The sequence below is a fragment of the Microbacterium sp. PI-1 genome (genome assembly GCF_004337555.1).
GTDB classification, from domain to species: Bacteria; Actinomycetota; Actinomycetes; order Actinomycetales; family Microbacteriaceae; genus Microbacterium; species Microbacterium aurugineum.
On record NZ_SJYZ01000001.1, the window covers coordinates 234,581 to 253,402 of the forward strand.

Annotated in this window: 18 protein-coding genes and 1 tRNA gene; 12 read left to right on the forward strand and 7 right to left on the reverse strand. The window is 66.9% G+C overall.

Annotated features, from left to right (window positions below; all coding sequences use genetic code 11):
- Positions 1-10: 10 nt before the first annotated feature.
- Positions 11-637, reverse strand: coding sequence for an oligoribonuclease (gene orn / locus E0W80_RS01095; RefSeq protein ID WP_131490977.1), 627 nt, complete (start codon positions 635-637; stop codon positions 11-13).
- Between the two features lie 85 nt (positions 638-722).
- Here orn and E0W80_RS01100 point away from each other — a divergent pair.
- Positions 723-795: transfer RNA gene (locus E0W80_RS01100), tRNA-Arg, on the forward strand.
- Positions 796-840: 45 nt separating this feature from the next.
- Here the strand turns inward: E0W80_RS01100 and E0W80_RS01105 are convergent.
- A complete protein-coding gene (locus E0W80_RS01105; protein WP_131490978.1) occupies positions 841-1,110 on the reverse strand; it encodes a hypothetical protein in 270 nt (89 codons plus the stop codon).
- A 207-nt stretch (positions 1,111-1,317) separates the two neighbouring features.
- On the opposite strand from E0W80_RS01105, the gene E0W80_RS01110 reads away from it, so the two are divergent.
- From E0W80_RS01110 to E0W80_RS01125, 4 genes are all read left to right on the forward strand, one after another.
- The gene (locus E0W80_RS01110) at positions 1,318-1,830 is read left to right on the forward strand and encodes a single-stranded DNA-binding protein (protein ID WP_131490979.1); all 513 of its coding nucleotides are present in this window, start codon (positions 1,318-1,320) and stop codon (positions 1,828-1,830) included.
- A gap of 79 nt (positions 1,831-1,909) precedes the next feature.
- Entirely contained in the window at positions 1,910-2,398 is a 489-nt protein-coding gene (locus E0W80_RS19285; protein ID WP_194239225.1) for a hypothetical protein, read from the forward strand.
- A gap of 63 nt (positions 2,399-2,461) precedes the next feature.
- Entirely contained in the window at positions 2,462-4,141 is a 1,680-nt protein-coding gene (gene ettA, locus E0W80_RS01120; RefSeq protein WP_047523319.1) for an energy-dependent translational throttle protein EttA, read from the forward strand.
- Positions 4,142-4,148: 7 nt separating this feature from the next.
- Complete coding sequence (locus E0W80_RS01125) at positions 4,149-4,634, forward strand: thioesterase family protein (protein WP_131490980.1); 486 nt, start codon at positions 4,149-4,151, stop codon at positions 4,632-4,634.
- Positions 4,635-4,665: 31 nt separating this feature from the next.
- Here E0W80_RS01125 and E0W80_RS01130 read toward each other — a convergent pair whose 3' ends face one another.
- Positions 4,666-5,556 (reverse strand): acyl-CoA thioesterase II, encoded by an 891-nt coding sequence (locus E0W80_RS01130; protein ID WP_131490981.1) that lies wholly within the window; start codon positions 5,554-5,556, stop codon positions 4,666-4,668.
- 51 nt (positions 5,557-5,607) lie between these two features.
- Here E0W80_RS01130 and E0W80_RS01135 point away from each other — a divergent pair, with 51 nt between their 5' ends.
- Positions 5,608-6,273 carry a hypothetical protein gene (locus tag E0W80_RS01135; protein ID WP_131490982.1) on the forward strand — a complete coding sequence of 222 codons (666 nt, stop codon included), beginning with the start codon at positions 5,608-5,610 and terminating at the stop codon, positions 6,271-6,273.
- 35 nt (positions 6,274-6,308) lie between these two features.
- Here the strand turns inward: E0W80_RS01135 and E0W80_RS01140 are convergent, their stop codons facing one another.
- The 4 genes from E0W80_RS01140 to pepN all read right to left on the reverse strand — a co-directional run bounded on the left by E0W80_RS01140 (position 6,309) and on the right by pepN (position 12,188).
- Positions 6,309-7,973, reverse strand: a complete 1,665-nt coding sequence (locus E0W80_RS01140) for an FAD-binding dehydrogenase (RefSeq protein ID WP_131490983.1) — start codon at positions 7,971-7,973, stop codon at positions 6,309-6,311.
- Entirely contained in the window at positions 7,970-8,461 is a 492-nt protein-coding gene (locus tag E0W80_RS01145) for a globin (protein WP_227992075.1), read from the reverse strand. Before E0W80_RS01145 ends, E0W80_RS01140 begins: the two co-directional genes overlap by 4 nt.
- Positions 8,416-9,489 (reverse strand): mechanosensitive ion channel domain-containing protein, encoded by a 1,074-nt coding sequence (locus E0W80_RS01150; RefSeq protein ID WP_131490985.1) that lies wholly within the window; start codon positions 9,487-9,489, stop codon positions 8,416-8,418. Before E0W80_RS01150 ends, E0W80_RS01145 begins: the two co-directional genes overlap by 46 nt.
- A gap of 146 nt (positions 9,490-9,635) precedes the next feature.
- Positions 9,636-12,188: an aminopeptidase N gene (pepN, locus tag E0W80_RS01155; protein ID WP_131490986.1), complete on the reverse strand. Its 2,553-nt coding sequence runs from the start codon at positions 12,186-12,188 to the stop codon at positions 9,636-9,638.
- Between the two features lie 146 nt (positions 12,189-12,334).
- On the opposite strand from pepN, the gene E0W80_RS01160 reads away from it, so the two are divergent.
- The 6 genes from E0W80_RS01160 (at position 12,335) to E0W80_RS01185 (ending at position 18,800) form a co-directional block, all read left to right on the forward strand.
- On the forward strand, positions 12,335-13,519 hold the full coding sequence (locus E0W80_RS01160; protein WP_131490987.1) for a ferrochelatase: 1,185 nt from the start codon (positions 12,335-12,337) through the stop codon (positions 13,517-13,519).
- 38 nt (positions 13,520-13,557) lie between these two features.
- Positions 13,558-14,043, forward strand: coding sequence for a ribose-5-phosphate isomerase (locus tag E0W80_RS01165; RefSeq protein ID WP_131490988.1), 486 nt, complete (start codon positions 13,558-13,560; stop codon positions 14,041-14,043).
- Position 14,044: 1 nt separating this feature from the next.
- On the forward strand, positions 14,045-15,043 hold the full coding sequence (locus tag E0W80_RS01170) for a DNA-formamidopyrimidine glycosylase family protein (protein WP_131490989.1): 999 nt from the start codon (positions 14,045-14,047) through the stop codon (positions 15,041-15,043).
- Between the two features lie 97 nt (positions 15,044-15,140).
- Positions 15,141-16,625 carry a sodium:alanine symporter family protein gene (locus E0W80_RS01175; protein ID WP_047519659.1) on the forward strand — a complete coding sequence of 495 codons (1,485 nt, stop codon included), beginning with the start codon at positions 15,141-15,143 and terminating at the stop codon, positions 16,623-16,625.
- A gap of 40 nt (positions 16,626-16,665) precedes the next feature.
- A complete protein-coding gene (locus E0W80_RS01180) occupies positions 16,666-17,307 on the forward strand; it encodes an FMN-binding negative transcriptional regulator (protein ID WP_131490990.1) in 642 nt (213 codons plus the stop codon).
- Positions 17,304-18,800: an amidohydrolase family protein gene (locus E0W80_RS01185; RefSeq protein WP_131490991.1), complete on the forward strand. Its 1,497-nt coding sequence runs from the start codon at positions 17,304-17,306 to the stop codon at positions 18,798-18,800. Before E0W80_RS01180 ends, E0W80_RS01185 begins: the two co-directional genes overlap by 4 nt.
- The last annotated feature ends 22 nt before the right edge of the window (positions 18,801-18,822 follow it).

Genomic DNA, 18,822 nt, shown 5'->3' on the forward strand with positions numbered 1-18,822 from the left:
TACGAGTCTATTACATGTTCGGAGTGAACTCTGACACCGTGCGGGTCGAGATCTCTCGTGCTTCGTCGCTGGACGGCCCCGGCTCATCGACGAAGACCGCTTCGCGGTAGTAACGGAGCTCTCGGATCGACTCCAGGATGTCAGCGAGCGCACGGTGCCCGCCGTCTTTCGTCGGCGCTTGGAAGAACACACGCGGGTACCAGCGTCGCGAGAGCTCTTTGACGCTGGACACGTCGACGTTCCGGTAGTGCAACCACTGGTCGACCTGTGGCATGTACTTGGCGAGGAACATCCGGTCTGTCCCGATCGTGTTGCCGGCGAGCGGCGCTTTGCGCTCCAGCGGCACGAAGCGCTTGATGTAGGCGAGGGTCTGCGATTCGGCCTCCTCCACGGAGACACCGCCGGCGATCTCATTGATCAGGCCCGAGGTCTCGTGCATCTTCGTGACGAAGTCGTTCATGTGCGCGAGAGCGTCCGCGCTGGGGCGAATCACCACCTGGAAGCCGGGATCGACAGGGTTGAGCTCGAAGTCGGTGATGACGACGGCTATCTCGACGAGCTCATCGACCGCCAGATCGAGTCCCGTCATCTCGCAGTCGATCCATACGAGACGGTCGTTCTCGGACGCAGTTACCATGCGGCCATCCTATCGACGGGCCCGACATCGCTGACGTGGCGGGCTTCGTGCAAGGCCGCACGACCGCGATACTCTATACGCGTGCGCCTCCGTAGCTCAGGGGATAGAGCAGGAGCCTTCTAATCTCTTGGTCGCAGGTTCGAATCCTGCCGGGGGCACTTCGACTGCGTCAGCCTGAGCTGTCGGCAGGTGTGGTCCGTGTCTCACGAGTGGCGCAGCGCAGCAACGGCGTCGTCCACGTTCCAGAACTCGCCGACGACGCGAAAAGAGCCCGTGGCCAGGTGCAGGCGCTCGGCGCGATACCGGAGCCCGAGCGGATCGGCCGTGAGCCTGAGATGCCCGAGGACGTGCTCCCTCCGATCCTGCACGCGCCAGAGGTGATCTGCGGCACGCACGAGGTGCTCACGGCTGGAAGAGAGCCGAGGCGTTGCGTACGGAACGTCGGGGAGGGCAGTGATCAGGTTGTCGGACATCGGAACTCCTTTCGCTCCTTCGAAGATATGACCGACCTCCGACATTCGGTCTCCGCTCCGACACGCGGCCTGATCGGCCCTTTCTGCACTGACAGGCCCGGGACGCGATCGGTGCACGTTTCGCGTGATTCCGAGCTATCGAGTCGTGGTCGCGGATGCAGGCTGGAGACCCGGACGACACGCGTCCGGTCACCGGAAGGACAGGACATGATCGACACGCTGACCATCGTGGGAAGAGTCGCCACAGATCCGACGCAGGGGCAGACGGGCGGCGGTATACCCGTGACGAACTTCCGTCTCGCGAGCACCCACCGGCGGTTGGACCCGGCGACGCAGGAGTGGACGGATTCCGGGACGAACTGGTTCTCCGTCGCGGCGTTCCGGCAGCTCGGTGAGAACGTGAGGGCCTCACTGCGCACCGGTGACAGCGTGATCGTCACCGGACGATTGAAGATCCGCGAGTGGGAGAGCAACGGCAAGCATGGCACGAGTGTCGATATCGAGGCCGATGCGATCGGACACGATCTGCGTTGGGGGACGACGGCGTATCGACCGCGCGCCCGCCCGACTGCGGAGCCGGGCCTGCACGCTGTCCACAGCGACCGGTCCATGTCGCCGGCCGAAGACCTTCGAGACGACGAGTCCGTCCGCGGCGAGGAGACGACTCCGCTCGGTCTCTCCTGGACGGAGTCGAGCGCCACGATGGAAGCGGTGCGGTGAGCTCGCACGCGATTCCCACGGCGACGCGGGATCTCCGTGACGTACCGAGGCGCTTCGACAGGAGCCGTAGACTCGGCACGTGATTCGTCGAACGGTCTTCTCCCCGGCGCGCACGGCCGGCGTGGTGGCTTCGGTCGCTGCCGTCCTCCTGTTCGCCGGTTGCGCGCCGACACCTGAGCCTTCCGCCTCTCCGACGGCTCAGGTGTCGGCGGGCCCCACGCCCGTTCCCGAACCGGCACTGGTTCCCGATGGCACGGCAGAAGAGAACCTTCCTGTCTTCACGGCGGTCGCTGAGCGCGTATGGGCGACCGATCAGCGTGGTTCCGGCCGCGCATACGTGGATGCCCTGGTCGAGGCCGGCTTCGATCGCGACGCCATGCAGGTGACTCAGGACCAGACGACGGTAGGCAATCCGGCGGAGAGCCTTCAGTTCTCCGTGCGGTGGGGTGATGAAGCCTGCCTGGTCGGACAGGTCGGACCGTCCACGGGTCAGGTCGTCGCGACCGTGATGCCGCAACTCGCCGAGGGGCGGTGTCTCGTAGGCACCACGCGCCCGATCGACTGGTGACGGGCCGAGGGGCCGGTAGGCTGGGGTGTCGATCTTCGACGCCAACAGAAGGAGCGGTTTTCGGTGGCTGAGTACATCTACTCGATGGTGCGTGCGCGCAAGGCGGTGGGCGAGAAGCTCATCCTCGACGACGTGACCATGGCGTTCCTGCCCGGAGCAAAGATCGGCATGGTGGGTCCGAACGGCGCCGGAAAGTCCACGATCCTCAAGATCATGGCCGGTCTCGACACCCCCTCGAACGGTGAGGCGAAGCTCTCCCCGGGTTATTCGGTGGGCATTCTGATGCAGGAGCCGGAACTCGACGAGTCGAAGACGGTGATCGAGAACATCCAGGACGGGATCGCCATCAAGGCGAAGCTTGACCGGTTCAACGAGATCTCCGCGCTGATGGCCGAGCCCGACGCCGACTTCGATGCCCTCCTCGCCGAGATGGGCACCTTGCAGGAAGAGATCGATGCCGCCGACGGGTGGGACCTCGACTCCCAGCTCGATCAGGCTATGGATGCGCTGCGCACTCCTCCCGCCGACGCCGCGATCGCCCCGCTCTCCGGTGGTGAGAAGCGCCGTGTCGCGCTGGCGAAGCTGCTCCTGCAGAAGCCCGACCTCCTGCTCCTCGACGAGCCCACGAACCACCTCGATGCCGAGAGCGTGCTCTGGCTCGAGCAGCACCTGCAGGCGTACAAGGGCGCGGTGATCGCGATCACCCACGACCGGTACTTCCTGGACCACGTCGCCGAGTGGATCGCCGAGGTCGACCGCGGTCGTCTCATCGGCTACGAGGGAAACTACTCGACTTACCTGGAGAAGAAGGGCGAGCGCCTCGAGATCCAGGGCAAGAAGGACGCGAAGCTCGCCAAGCGCCTCAAGGAGGAGCTGGAGTGGGTGCGGTCCAGCGCCAAGGGCCGTCAGACCAAGTCGAAGGCTCGCCTGGCTCGCTACGAGGAGATGGCCTCGGAGGCGGAGCGCACCAGAAAGCTCGACTTCGAGGAGATCCAGATCCCGGCGGGTCCGCGTCTCGGCACGGTCGTCATCGAGGCGAAGAACCTCAAGAAGGGATTCGACGGGCGTTCACTCATCGACGGGCTGAGCTTCAGCCTTCCGCCGAACGGCATCGTCGGCGTGATCGGACCGAACGGTGTGGGAAAGACCACGCTCTTCAAGACGATCGTGGGACTCGAGCCGCTCGACGGTGGTGACCTGAAGATCGGTGAGACGGTCAAGATCAGCTACGTCGACCAGTCTCGCGCCAACATCGATCCGAACAAGACGCTGTGGGAGGTCGTTTCCGACGGCCTGGACTTCATCACCGTCGGCAAGACGGAGATCCCTTCGCGTGCCTACGTCTCGAAGTTCGGCTTCAAGGGGCCCGATCAGCAGAAGAAGGCCGGCGTTCTCTCCGGCGGTGAGCGCAACCGTCTGAACCTCGCTCTGACGCTCAAGGAGGGTGGCAACCTGCTGCTGCTCGACGAGCCGACCAACGACCTCGACGTCGAGACGCTGAGCTCGCTCGAGAACGCTCTGCTCGAGTTCCCCGGATGCGCCGTGGTGATCACTCACGACCGGTGGTTCCTCGACCGCATCGCGACGCACATCCTGGCGTACGAGGGCACCGACGAGAAGCCCGACCAGTGGTACTGGTTCGAGGGCAACTTCGAGGCCTATGAGGAGAACAAGATCGAGCGCCTCGGACCGGACGCCGCGAAGCCGCACCGGTCGACGCACCGCAAGCTGACGCGCGACTGAGACCGCGATGTCTACGTCGCCGGGGACCCGCCTGCACATCCCGATCCACCTTCGCTGGGGAGATCTGGACGCCTTCAACCACGTGAACAACACCTCGATGCTGAAACTGCTCGAGGAGGCTCGCGTGCGGGCATTCTGGCGGGCGGGTCCCGGCGAAGAGGCGCCCTCCACGGCGGTGCTCGATTCCGGCATCGACGAGGGCATCCTGACCCTCATCGCCCGCCAGGAGATCGAGTATCTCGCACCGGTGCCCTATCAACGCCGGCCTCTCGAAGTCCAGATGTGGTTCGGCAAGCTCGGCGGCTCCAGCGTCGAAGTCTGCTACGAAGTCCACAACGACCCCACTGCCGCGCCCCGACAGATCTACGCGCGGTCGACCGCGATCATCGTGCTCGTCGATGCGCAGACCGGGCGCCCGACCCGGCTCACCCCGGAGATGCGTGACGCCTGGGAGCCCTACGTGGGTGCATCTATCGAGTACTCCCACCGCTGAGGCTGCGGAACAGCGCGAGACCGGCGCGGCGTCAGGAGGCGTCTTCAGGGACGCGAATCATGATCTCCTGCGCGACGCTCGCCGCAAGAGAACCATCGCGTGTGTAGATCCGTCCGGTGGCGAGCCCGCGGCCACCGCGGGCGTTCGGGGACTCCTGGACATACAGCAGCCACTCATCCACGCGAGCGGGACGGTGCCACCACATCGCGTGGTCCAGGCTCGCGACCTTCAACCCGGGCAACGCCCAGTACACGCCGTGCGCGCGGAGGATCGACTCCTGGATCGTCATGTCGCTGAGGTAGGCGAGCGCGGCACGGTGCAGGCGCTGATCGTCGGGGAGTGGTGCACGCAGACGCATCCACACCGCCTGGCGCGCGACACGCTGGTCGTCACTCGGCAGATACAGCGGAGAGTCGACGTGCCGGATGTCGGCAGCGCGTTCGCTCAACATGCGCGTGGTGCCCTCGGGAAGGCCGTGAACGCGCTCCTCGTCCGGCGTGAGCTCCTCCGGGGAAGGGATGCCCTCCGGCATCGGCTGGGCGTGCTCCACACCGGGATCACCGTCTTGGAACGACGCGATCATCGAGAAGATCGGCACACCGTTCTGATAGGCCTGCGCCCTCCGGGTCGAGAAGGAACGGCCGTCGTGGATCCGATCGACGGCGATCGTGATTCCCTGACTCGCGTCGCCGGGGCGCAGGAAATAGCCGTGCATCGAGTGCACAGCCCGGTCTTCGGGAAGTGTGCGTTCGGCGGCGAGGAGCGCTTGCGCGAGGACTTGACCGCCGTAGATGCGTCCGCTCGGCATGGGATGCGACGAACCCGTGAAGATGTCCTCCGTGGTCCGTGCCTGCGTCGCATCGAGATCGAGGATCTCACGCAGCCGCTCGACGGTCCGGACGGCATGGTCCTCCGCGCTCATATGTTCCTTCCCCGCGACCGCACACGCCGCTCCGTTGGTAGTTTAGAACGCGTGCCGCATCACCTCCTCCTCGCCGACCCGGACACCGCGAAGGATGTACTCACTTTCGTCGGTCGAGCGACCCGGATCACGGACGACGGGGTGCGGCTGCAGGCAGCGAACGGCGTCCTCGCTCTGACCACCGCGGCGCTGGCGCCGCACGGTCTCTTCGACCAGACTCCGACGATCCTCGCCATGCGTATCGTGCATGCTGACCCTGAACTCCGCTGCGATGTCGTCGTGGATCAGCTCACCACGACGGACGAGCAGGCCCAGCTCGCGTTCCCGGACACGGGACTATCGCCTGCGTGGGCCGGCGTCGCACCGCCCCGCTCCGGATGGGAGCAGGCCTCCGCGCTCCCGGCCTCGACGATTGCGCAGCGCGCGCAGTGGGGGATCTCCGCGGTGGCTCGGGGCGCGGGTGCAGGATCGGGCGAGGAGGCCGTCCGGGCGCTTCGTGCAGCGATCTGGGGTGAACCGGATGAGGACCTCGGCGGACTGCCGCGTGGCATCGCCTTCGCCGCCGACGCCATGGGTTTCATCTCCGGGGACGAACAGGTGCCCGTCACCCGGTCCGGTCGGTGGACTCGACTGTCCTTCCGCCGCGGTCATGTCCTGGTGCGAGGGCCGATCGCCTCCGGACTCACGGGCGTCCGCGACACGGGCTCCGCAGGCTGAGACGTCGTCGGCGACACGCGCGGCAGACCCGAGGATCAGCTCCCGGCTGCGGCCGCACGTCCGGCTGCACGACCGCTGAAGAGACAGCCGCCCAGGAACGTGCCTTCGAGTGCACGATAGCCATGGACCCCGCCTCCGCCGAAGCCACTCGCCTCGCCTGCGGCGAACAACCCGGGGATCGGTGCGCCCTGAGCGTTCAATGCGCGACCATCGAGATCGGTGTTGATGCCGCCGAGCGACTTCCGCGTGAGGACGTGCAGTTTCACCGCGATGAGCGGGCCGGCGCTGCGCTCCTGCAGTCGATGAGGTGCGGCGGTGCGGATGAGCTCGTCGCCGCGATAGTTCCGCATGGACCGCAGCATCGCGATCTGTGCGTCCTTGGTGAAGTCGTTCTCCACCTCACGATCCCGGGCGACCACCTCCTTGCGCACGGCGTCGATGTCGAGCAGCTCTCCGCCGGGATGGCGCTGCATCTGCTCCAGGAGTGATTCGAGATCGTTCTCGACGATGAAGTCCTCGCCCTCGTCGAGGAACGACTGCACGGGACCTGTCGGACCCTTCGCGAGCCGTGAACGGAGCAGCAGCCCGACATCCTTGCCTGTCAGGTCGGGGTTCTGCTCGCTCCCGGACAGCGCGAACTCCTTCTCGACGATCTGCCGCGACGTGACGAACCAGGAGTGGTCGTGCCCTGTCGAGCGCAGATGCTCGAGGGTGCCCAAGGTGTCGAAACCCGGGTACAGCGGAACCGGCAGACGTCGTCCGGTGGCATCCAACCAGAGCGACGAGGGCCCCGGGAGGATGCGGATGCCGTGAGAGGGCCACACCGGGTCCCAGTTCGTGATGCCTTCGACGTAGTGCCACATCCGGTCACCGTTGATCAGCCGCGCGCCCGCCGCTTCGCTCACGCCGTGCATCGATCCATCGACGTAGGCCGGCACGCCGGAGAGCATGTGCGCGGGCGGCGCGCCGAGCCTCGACGGCCACGCGGCGCGGACGAGGTCGTGGTTGCCACCGATGCCGCCCGAGGAGACGATCGTGGCACCCGCTGAGATCTCGAACTCCCTGATGACCTCGCGGGTGGTCGGCTCACCCCGCTCCGCACCGCTCGATGCGAGGATGCTGCCGCGCGCACCCGTCACCGTGCCGTCCGTCACGATCAGTTCCGACACGCGGTGTCGAGGAAGCACGGTCAGGCGCCCCTCACGTTCGCCCTGCTCCACGGCAGCGGCGAACGGTGCCACGATCCCGGGTCCGGTTCCCCACGTGATGTGGAACCGTGGCACGGAGTTGCCCGGGCCGATCGCGCCGTATCCGCCTCGTTCCGCCCACCCCACCACCGGGAAGAAGCCGACGCCGCGTTCACGCAGCCAGGAGCGCTTCTCACCGGCCGCGAACTGCAGGTATGCCTCGGCCCAGCGCCGTGGCCATTCATCCTCCGGGCGGTCGAAGGCGGCATTGCCGAACCAGTCCTGCGTCGCGAGCTCGAGCGAGTCCTTGATACCGAGACGCCTCTGCTCGGGGGAGTCGATGAAGAACAGGCCGCCGAAAGACCACCAGGCCTGACCGCCCAGATTGGTGCGCGGCTCCTGATCGATCAGGATGACACGCCGCCCCGCATCCAGCGCCTCTGCGGCGGCGACGAGGCCGGACAACCCCCATCCGATCACCAGGACATCCGTGGACAGGGGCGTTGTCGTCATGAGTTCTCCGTTGATTCCTGACGTGAGCGGGTCTCGAGCGTGGGACGGTCGCCAGCTGCGGCGCCGATGCCCGACGGCTCGAATGTGTTCACCATGGCATAGGCGGCGCGCTCCAGGTAGTCCCACAACGTCGATTCGTGCAGGGGGGACAACTGCGCCTCGTCGACGGCGGTCCTCATATGACGAAGCCAACGATCCCGGGCGTCCGGGTCGATGTGGAACGGCATGTGGCGCATCCGGAGCCGGGGATGCCCGCGGGTCTCCCCATAGGTCGTCGGTCCGCCCCAGTACTGCTCGAGGAAGAGGCGGAGCCGATCCTCTGCGGGCCCCAGATCCTCCTCGGGGTACATCGGCTTCAGCACGGGATCGAGTGCGACCTCGCGGTAGAACACGGAGACGATCCTGCGGAAGGTCTCGTGACCGCCGACCTCGTCGTAGAACGTCACTTCTGGGTACTCCCGTCGTCGGTGGGCTTCTTGCGCCGCCAGATCCCGCGATCGGGGATGACGGGAACGCCGGTGACGGCGTTCGGGCGCGTCCTGGGCGGGTTCGCGCCTCGCACGCGGCGTGCGCCGTCGAGGCCGGTGGGGACGACATCTGCCATCCGCGGGACGCTGATCTCCTTCTCGAGGAGGGCCGCGCGCAGGCGGCGGCGCAGTTCTTGCGCCACATCGTCCTTCGCGTTGGCTCGGGCCTTGATCACGATGCGGACGACGAGCGCGTCGCCGTCGATGGATTCGAGGCCCCACAGCTCCGGCTTGTCGATGATGCGGGTGCGCCACTTCGGGTCTTTCGCGAGCCCCTGTGCCGTCTCCAGCATGGTGTGTTCGACCAGGTCGAGGTCGGAGTCTGCAGGAACACCGATGTCGATGATCGATCGCGCCCAGCCCTGGGACATGTTCCCGATGCGGGTGACCTCTCCGTTTCGCACGTACCAGAGGGTGCCGTTGACGTCGCGCACCTGGGTGATGCGCACGCTGACGTACTCCACGACCCCGCTCGCCAGGCCGAGGTCGACCACGTCACCGATGCCGATCTGGTCTTCGGCCACGATGAACATGCCGTTGAGCACGTCTTTCACGATGTTCTGGGCGCCGAAGCCCAATCCGGCACCGACGGCGGCCGTGAGGAGCGTCAGCGAGCCGAGGAGCGACGAGTTCAGTGCATTGACGATGAGCACGATCGCGATGACGACCAGCATCACGTTGACGATGTTCTGCAGGATCGTGCCGAGTGTCCTGGTGCGCTGCACCAGTCGCATGTCTGCGAGCGGCGAGCGCTCGAGTGCTTGCGTGTCATCGACCGAGGCCTTGTTCTTGGCGCTGTCGACGATGCGACGCACGACCCGTCGGATGATGAGACGGAGTACCAGGCCGATCACGATGCAGCTGCCGATGATGAGCGCGACGGTGAGCGCGTTCTTGCCGACCTGCGTCAGCCAGGCGAGCAACGCTTCCACCCCATCGGGGAGGGGCGTCTCCGCGGGTGAGTCGGTGTCGGCGAAGGGGAGGATCATCAGTCACGATCCTAGCGATCGGGTCTCTGCGCGGGCTGGGTGCGGGCGCCAGACGAAAATGGAGACCATCCGTCCCCCTGTCGCCGTGTCGGTGAGGAACACGCCGAGTGCGGGACAGATGGTCTCCGTTTCGGATGCGTCGGGGATCAGTCCTCGGCGTCGCGCGCCTGCGCGGCCAGCGCGCGCTCCACATCCGCCAGGTTCTCGAGCACGAGTCGGCGCAGCGCCGGCGCCGCGTCCTGGTGGGCGGAGACCCAGGCGCGGGTCGCGTCGCGCAGCGCGATGTCGGCCAGCGCCGTCGGGAAGAGTCCGACGATCAGGTACTGCGCGATCTGATAGCTGCGCGACTCCCACACCGGAAGCAGCATGTCGAAGTACGCGGGGACGAACTCGGCGAGCACCGCCGTACCTGCCGGATGCGTGAACCCGAGCGCCGCAGAGCGGACGATCGTGTTCGGAGCGTCGTCACGCTCGATCAGCGATGCCCACGCCGCCTTCTTGGACGCCGAGTCGGGAAGGGAAGCGCGTGCCTGCGCGGCGAACTCTCCGCCCTTGGCCGTGTTGTCCGAAGCGAGGGCGGCATCGATCGTCGCGGCATCCGTGGCACCGATCGTGGCGAGGCCGACGAGGAGCTGCCAGTTCAGGTCCGCGTCGACCTCCAATCCGGGCAGGGTGTCCTCTCCGGATCGCAGTCGTCCGACGATGCCTGCGTGCTCCGGGGTGACCAGGGCGTTCGCGAACGCGGTGACGAACTGCAGCTGGCTGTCGCTGCCGGGCTCCGCTGCCTCTGCGAGGCTCCACAGGCCGTCGGCGACCTTGAGGCGGGCAGCCTCGCGATCAGCGGGCGCGACGTACAGCGTCGCGGCGGAGCGGAGCTGAGCGAGCGTGGTGCGCACGGTCGTCGACTCGGTCTCGCGGCCGATGTTGCCGAGCACGAGGTCGATGTACTCCGATGCGCCGGTCTCGGCGTCGCGGGTCTGGTCCCAGGCGGCACCCCACACGAGCGAACGTGCGAGGGGGTCGTGGATGTCGGCCAGGTGAGCAATCGCCGTCGCGAGCGACTTCTCGTCGAGACGGATCTTCGCGTAGGCGAGGTCGTTGTCGTTCAGGAGGACGAGGTCCGGTCGGGCGAGGCCGTGCAGCTCGGGCACTTCGGTGCGGTCGCCGTCGACATCGACCTCGAGGTGATGCGTGCGGGTGAGCGAGCCGTCGGTCAGCGTGTAGAAGCCGATACCGAGGCGGTGAGGACGGATCGTCGGGTAGTCCGCGGGCGCCGTCTGGGTGATGGCGAAGCGCGAGATCGTGCCGTCGTCACCCTCGGCGATGACCGGCTCGAGCGTGTTGACGCCGGCGGTCTCGAGCCACTTCTTCGACCACGTGCTCAGGTCGCGCCCGCTCGTGGCTTCGAGCTCCGACAGCAGGTCGCTCAGCTCGGTGTTGCCCCAGGAGTGCTTCTGGAAGTACTGGGATACTCCGGCGAAGAAGGCCTCGATGCCCACCCAGGCGGCGAGCTGCTTGAGGACGGAGCCGCCCTTGGCGTAGGTGATGCCGTCGAAGTTGACCTGCACGTCTTCCAGGTCGTTGATCTCGGCGACGATCGGGTGCGTCGAAGGAAGCTGGTCCTGGCGGTACGCCCAGGTCTTCTCCATGGCGTTGAAAGTCGTCCATGCCTCGGTCCACTCGGTGGCCTCGGCCGTCGCGATGGTCGAGGCCCATTCGGCGAAGGACTCGTTGAGCCAGAGGTCGTTCCACCACTTCATGGTGACGAGGTCCCCGAACCACATGTGCGCGAGTTCGTGGAGGATCGTGACGACCCGGCGCTCCTTGACGGCGTCGGTCACCTTGCTGCGGAACACGTAGGTCTCGGTGAACGTGACCGCTCCCGCGTTCTCCATCGCGCCGGCGTTGAACTCCGGCACGAACAGCTGGTCGTACTTGGCGAACGGGTACGGGACGCCGAACTTCGATTCGAAGTAGGCGAAGCCCTCGCGGGTCTTGTCGAAGATGTAGTCGGCGTCGAGATGCTGCCACAGGCTCTTGCGGCCGTACACGCCCAGCGGGATGACGCGGCCGGACGCACTCGTGAGCTCCGAGAAGGTCGACTCGTAGGGCCCGGCGACGAGGGCGGTGATGTAGGACGAGATCCGAGGGGTCGGCTCGAAGCCCCAGGTCGCGGTGACGTCGTCGTCGTGCACGATGGCTTCCGGCGTGGGGGAGTTGGAGATGACCTTCCATGCCGCCGGAGCGGTGACGGTGAACTGGAAGGTCGCCTTGAGGTCGGGCTGCTCGAAGACCGCGAACACACGACGTGAATCGGGGACCTCGAACTGCGAGTAGAGGTAGACCTCCCCATCGACGGGATCGACGAAGCGGTGCAGGCCCTCCCCGGTGTTCGTGTAGAGGCAATCGGCATCGACCACGAGGACGTTCTCGGCCTGGAGCCCCGTGAGCGTGATGCGCGAGTCGGCGAAGACCTCGCTCGGGTCGAGCTGCTCGCCGTTGAGGGAGATCTCACGCACATCCCGGGCGATGAGATCGATGAAGGTGAAGCTCTCGGGCGTCGCGGTGAAGCGCACGACACTGCGAGAGCCGAAGACCTCGGCGCCCTTTGTCAGATCGAGGGCGACTTCATAGGACTGCGTGTCGATGACATCGCGGCGCTCCTGCGCTTCGATACGGGTGAGGTTCTCTCCAGGCACAGCTGTACTCCCAGGGGTGAGGGGATGTCACCGGGGCTTGGCGCAGTTGGCGCCGACGGCAACCATGACAGCCTACGCCAGAGCGGCGAATGTCCACCCGCATCGAGGTGGACGCTCCTACGCGGCGGAGGTGAAAGGATGGAGTCGTGACTGCGATCGAGCCGAATGCTGTTCCCTTTGCCTCGCCCGGTGCCGCCGGTGGTGCACCGTACGTGACCACGCCCGTGGCCTATGACGCGATCCTCCTCGCGGGGTTCGGGGGCCCCGAGGGGCAGGAGGACGTGATCCCGTTCCTGCGGAATGTGACCCGGGGAAGAGGAATCCCCGACGAGCGGCTCGAAGAGGTCGCGCACCACTACCGTCATTTCGGTGGAGTGAGCCCGATCAACGGGCAGAACCGCGTGCTCAAGGAGGCCCTCCAGAAGGCCCTCGTCGAGCGCGGCATCGATCTCCCGGTCTACTGGGGCAACCGGAACTGGGCTCCGTATCTCGAGGAGGTCGTGAGCGAAGCCTCCGTCAACGGACACAACTCCCTGCTCGCCTTCGCGACGAGCGCCTACAGCTCCTTCTCCAGCTGCCGCCAGTACCGCGAGGACTTCGCCCGCGTGCTGGAGGAGACGGGTCTGGGAGAGACGGTCACGATCGACAAGATCCGTCCCTTCTACGATCACCCGGGCTTCGTCGAGGCCTTCGAGACCGGAGTGCGCGATGCGGTCGAGGGTTTCCTCGCCGAGGGTGTCGCGGCCACCGACATCCAGATCCTGTTCTCGACCCACAGCATCCCGACGGCCGACGCGGAACGCTCCGGAGCCCGCGACATCGAGTGGGGTGAGGGCGGCGCCTACGCCGCGCAGCACCTCGCCGTGGCCGCCTGGGTGATGGACCGCGTCCGCCGGACCGTACCCGGTGCGGAGGACGTGTCGTGGGAGCTCGTGTACCAGTCGCGGTCCGGGCCCGCCTCGCAGCCGTGGCTCGAGCCCGATGTGTGCGACGTCATCGCCGAGCTGCCGAGCCGCGGGCGCAAAGCCGTCGCGGTGGTCCCCGTCGGCTTCATGAGCGATCACATGGAGGTCCTCTGGGACCTCGACACCGAGGCGGCCGAAGCCGCGGAGGAAGCGGGTCTGTCGTTCACCCGCACTCCCACCCCGGGTGTGTCACCTGCCTTCGTCGCGGGCATCGTCGACCTGATCGAGGAGCGTCTTCAGGGCCGTCCCAACGAGGACCGACCCCACGTGACGTCGCTTCCCGGAGCGTTCGACGTGTGCCGTCCCGGCTGCTGCGAGAACGTGCGCGCGGGCTTCAAGCCGGCAGCCGCAGGCCTCGTTCCCTGACATCCCGATCGCGATCCGGCACTTCTAGGATGGGAGCCATGCGCATCCACATCGCCACCGACCACGCGGGCCTCGACTTCTCCACCCAGCTCCAGGATCATCTGCGCGCTGCGGGCCATGAGGTTGTCGATCACGGGCCGACCGAGTACGACGCCGTCGACGACTACCCCGCATTCTGCATCCGCGCCGCGCAGGCGGTCGTCGCCGATCAGCGTGCGGGTGTCGATGCGCTCGGCGTGGTGTTCGGCGGCTCCGGGAACGGGGAGCAGATCGCTGCGAACAAGGTCGGTGGAATCCGCGCGGCCCTCGTGTGGAATCTGTCGACCGCGGAGCTCGCTCGGGAGCACAACGACGCCAACGTGATCTCGATCGGTGCGCGGCAGCACTCCTACGAGGAGGTCACGTCGTTCATCGACCGGTTCATCGAGACGCCGTTCTCCGGTGACGAGCGCCATGTCCGTCGCATCGGTCAGATCGCGGACTTCGAGCGCGACGGGTCGCTTCTCCCGGATCCCCGGGCCTGACATGCCCGAGGGGCATTCCGTCCACCGGATCGCGCGGCAGTTCGATCGGAATTTCGTCGGCAAGACGCTGAGTGCATCGAGCCCGCAGGGACGATTCGCCGAAGGAGCCGCGGTCCTCGACGGGCGGGCGGCGGTGAGCGTGCAGGCCGTCGGGAAGCAGATGTTCCTGGAGGCGGAGGGGGACATCTGGCTACGGGTGCACCTCGGTCTCTACGGGGCCTGGGACTTCGCGGGCGAGATCCTCGTCGACCCGACCATCGCGTCGGCGAACGGTCGGATGGGGCAGACGAACCAGCGGGGAACCGTCCTGGATGAACCGATCCTGGACGACGCGGGGGAGAACTCGCTGGCGTCGATCGGAGCACCTCGTCGCACGCGGGTCCACGTGCGCATGTCGGAGCAGACCAAGGGGCTCGCGGACGAGGGGCTGGAATGGCCGCCTCCGGTCGTCGGGCAGGTGCGTCTGCGCCTCATGACGGACATCACCGCCGCGGACCTGCGCGGACCGACCGCCTGCGTGCTGCAGTCGCCGGAGGAGATGCTCGCCACGATCGCGAAGCTCGGTCCCGACCCGCTGGTCGGCGATCCGGTGGAGAACGAGGAGCGTTTCGTTCGTGCCGTGCGGAAGAAGTCGACGGTCATCGCGCTGCTGCTGATGGACCAGTCGGTCGTGAGCGGTATCGGCAACGTCTACCGTGCCGAGATGCTCTATCGTCAGCGGTTGAATCCGCACACGCCGGGGCGAGACGTTCCGGAGGAGATCGTCCGGGCGCTCTGGCACGACTGGGTGCGTCTGCTCGCCATCGGCGTCGAGACCGGGCAGATGATGACCATGGACGGTCTCACCGGCGAGGACTACCGGGCGGCGATGGCCAACCGCGACGATCGGCACTGGGTGTACCACCGGGCGGGGCTTCCCTGCCGGATCTGCGGTACCGAGATCGCTCTCGAGGAGATCGGCGCGCGCAAGCTCTACTGGTGCCCGCGCTGCCAGGCGTGAGGTCGGTTCCCCGGACACGCGGGTGGGGGTCCGCTCCGGTCCGCTTCCTGTGAATATGGTGACAGCGTCGAATACGCCGACACCGACAGGAGCCGACATGGATCTCACCAACCTCCAGACAGTTCTCGAGACCGTGAGCGGATTCATCTGGGGACCGTTCTTCCTCATCCCGTTGCTGCTGGGCACGGGTCTGTATCTCACCATCCGATTGGGAGGCCTGCAGTTCGTCCGGCTCGGCTCGGCGCTGCGACTCGGACTCTTCACGCGCAACGACCCCGGCGCCGATGGGGACATCTCCCAGTTCCAGGCCCTCACGACCGCCCTCGCCGCCACAGTCGGCACGGGGAACATCGTCGGCGTCGCGACGGCGATCGGCATCGGCGGTCCTGGCGCTCTCTTCTGGATGTGGATCACCGGGCTGCTCGGCATGGCGTCGAAGTACTCCGAGGCGTTCCTCGGCGTGCGCTTCCGCAAGACCGACGACGCGGGGGAGAAGTCCGGTGGGCCCCAGTACTACCTCGAGCGCGGCATCCGGGGTCCCTTCGGCAAGGTCCTGGCGCTCTCCTTCGCCGTGTTCGCGGTGATCGCCTGCTTCGGCATCGGCAACATGACGCAGGGCAACTCGATCGCGCAGAACCTCCAGGCGAGTTTCGACGTGCCGACCTGGGTGACGGGCATCGTCCTCACCGCGTTCGCCCTGGTGGTCCTGGTGGGCGGTATCAAGTCCATCGGGCGTGTGACGGCAGGCCTGGTGCCGATCATGATCATCTTCTACGTGCTCGGCGCCCTCTACATCCTCATCGCGAACGTGGGGGCGATCCCTGCCGCGTTCGCCCAGATCTTCTCCGAGGCGTTCACCGGCACCAGCGCTGTGGGCGGTTTCGCGGGGTCCGCGATCATCATCGCCGTTCAGTTCGGTGTCGCACGCGGCATCTTCTCGAACGAGTCCGGAATGGGATCCGCGGCGATCGCCGCGGCGGCCGCGAAGACCAGCCACCCGGTGCGGCAGGGTCTCGTGTCGATGACGCAGACGTTCATCGACACGATCATCGTCGTCACGTGCACCGGTCTGGTCATCATCTCGACCGGCACGTGGAAGGAGATCGACCCTGAGACGGGCGAGCAGCTGAGTCCCGCTCTCATGACCGGGGCGGCGTTCTCCCACGGACTCCCCGGGGACTGGGGACACATCATCGTGACGCTGGGGCTGGTGATGTTCGCCGGCTCGACCATCCTGGGATGGTCCTATTACGGGGAGCGCAACGTCGAGCGACTCATCGGCCGACGTGCCGTCATGCCCTTCCGGATCATCTTCTCGCTCGTCGTGTTCATCGGGTGCACCGTGCAGCTCGGCGTCGTGTGGGCCTTCTCGGACGCGATGAACGGCCTGATGGCGCTGCCCAACCTGATCGGTCTCCTGCTCCTCTCCGGCCTGGTGGCGAGGGAGACCAAGAAGTACCTCGACAACGATCCGAAGCTGCGCGCGGATCGCGCGCAGATCGATGCCTTCATGGCCGGTACTCCGGGGTGGGAGGAGTGGAAGACGCAGGCGATCCCTGTGGTCGGGCGCCGTCGACGCTGACGCGGCGAGTGGCTCGATGTCGCGGCTCTAGGCTATTGGCATGCGACAGAACCCCAGCTTCACCCTGGCGGATGTCGACGAGATCCGCCGTGTGATCGACGCCCATCCGTGGGCCACGATCATGAGCGCGGGTGAGGGCGGACTCGTCGCTTCCCACTATGCGGTGCTCCTCGACGAGGGGCGCGATGACTTGACGATCGTCGGGCATGTCGGACGGCCGGACGATCTCATCCACGGCATGGGGGAGCGTGAGCTGCTCGTCGTCTTCCAAGGGCCGCACGGATACGTGTCACCGGGGTGGTACGGCGATGTGCCGGCGGTTCCCACGTGGAACTACACGGCCGTCCACCTCGCAGGCGTTCCCGAGATCCTCGATGCCGAGGAGAATCTCAGGGTGCTCGATCGCCTGGTCGCTCGATTCGAGTCACGCATGGCGGACCCGAGGCTGATGTGGGAGCGGCCGAACGACGCTGCTTTCGTGGAACGTCTCGCCGCGGGGACGGTGGGCTTCCGGCTCGTGCCGACACGCGTCGTCGCGAAGCGGAAGCTCAGCCAGAACAAGCCCCCGGAGACCATCGAGACGGTGATCGCCGCGCTCGACGCGGAGGGGCCCTACTCGAACCCGGCTCTGGCCGCGGAGATGCGGCGCGCGCAGGACGCACGCCCCGGAGGAGCGCAGTGACCGAACGTGGAACCGCGATCAGCACCGTTCGAGCCGCGCGGATCGCGGGTCCGGGGCGCGAGTTCCTGATCGACGATGAACCGGTCGACATCCACATCGCCGACGGGCGCATCGTCGACATCGCACCGACCGGAGCCTTGCGTGCGGGGGGAACGGTCATCGATGTCGAAGGCGCATGGGTCTTGCCGGGATTGTGGGACAACCACGTCCACACCGTTCAATGGGCGTTGGCGTCGGAGCGGGCACCGCTCGGGCATGCCCGGTCGGCTGTCGAGGCGGCGCGGGCGATGCGCGATGTCGTACCGCTGGCGGACGGCCGCCGTGTGGGGACCGGCTTCCGTGATGCCCTGTGGCCCGATCGGCCGACGCAGGAAGTCCTCGATGCCGAGACCGGCGCGGTGCCGACATATCTCATCAATGCCGACGTCCACAGCGTGTGGCTGAACAGCGCGGCCTTGGCCCGGGAGGGCTTCCGGAGTGCCGATGGGATGCTCCGGGAGACGGAGGCGTTCGAGATCTCCCGACGCCTCAACGCCGTTGAGGCCGAGCACGGCGATCAGGCGATGGAGCGTGCGGGACGGCAGGCGGCCTCTCGGGGCGTCACCGGACTCGTCGACTTCGACATGGCGTGGGGCGCGGAGGCGTGGCCTCGCCGAGTTCGGAACGGATTCGCCTCCCATCGCGTCGAGTTCGCCGTCTATCCCTTCGACCTCGATCGGGCCATCGAGGCGGGCCTCCGTACCGGTGACGTCCGTGAGGATGTCAACGTCCCCGAACGCGGGCGTGGGCTCGTGCATGTCGGATCGTTGAAGATGATCACCGACGGCTCGCTGGGTACGCGCACAGCTGCGTGCTCGCACCCCTATCCCGGTGATCCCGACAACTTCGGGATGCTGACCGTGCCGGCCGAGCAGCTGGTCTCCCTGCTGACACGTGCGACGGGGGCGGGGTTGGCTGTCGCCGTGCACGCCATCGGCGATCGTGCCATCACCAACGCCCTGGATGCCTTCACCACGACCGGGGCTGTCGGTTCCATCGAACACGTGCAGTTGGTCCGTCACGCGGACCTGGCGCGGTTCGCGCGCCTCGGAGTGATCGCCAGCCTCCAGCCGCAGCATGCCGTCGATGACCGGGATCTGGTGGAGCGGCATTGGGCTGAGCAGACGGCGATCGGATATCCGCTCGCCTCGCTGCACGCGGCCGGGGCGGAGCTGCGGTTCGGCTCGGACGCCCCGGTAGCGGCTCTCGATCCCTGGCATGCGATCTCCGCGGCCGTCTCCCGCACGGACGACGACCGCGCGCCCTGGCACCCCGAGGAGCGGCTCGGTGTCGAGCAAGCCATCGATGCGAGTGTTCGAACCGCGCTGCGCCCCGGCGAGCCGGCGGACATCGTCGTGTGTGGTGCGGATCCGCTCACGGCGAGCGGCGACACGCTGCGGCGGATGCCGATCAGCGCGACCCTGCTGGCGGGAAACGTCACCCACTTCGGATAGTCCGAAGTCGAACGCCGAAAGG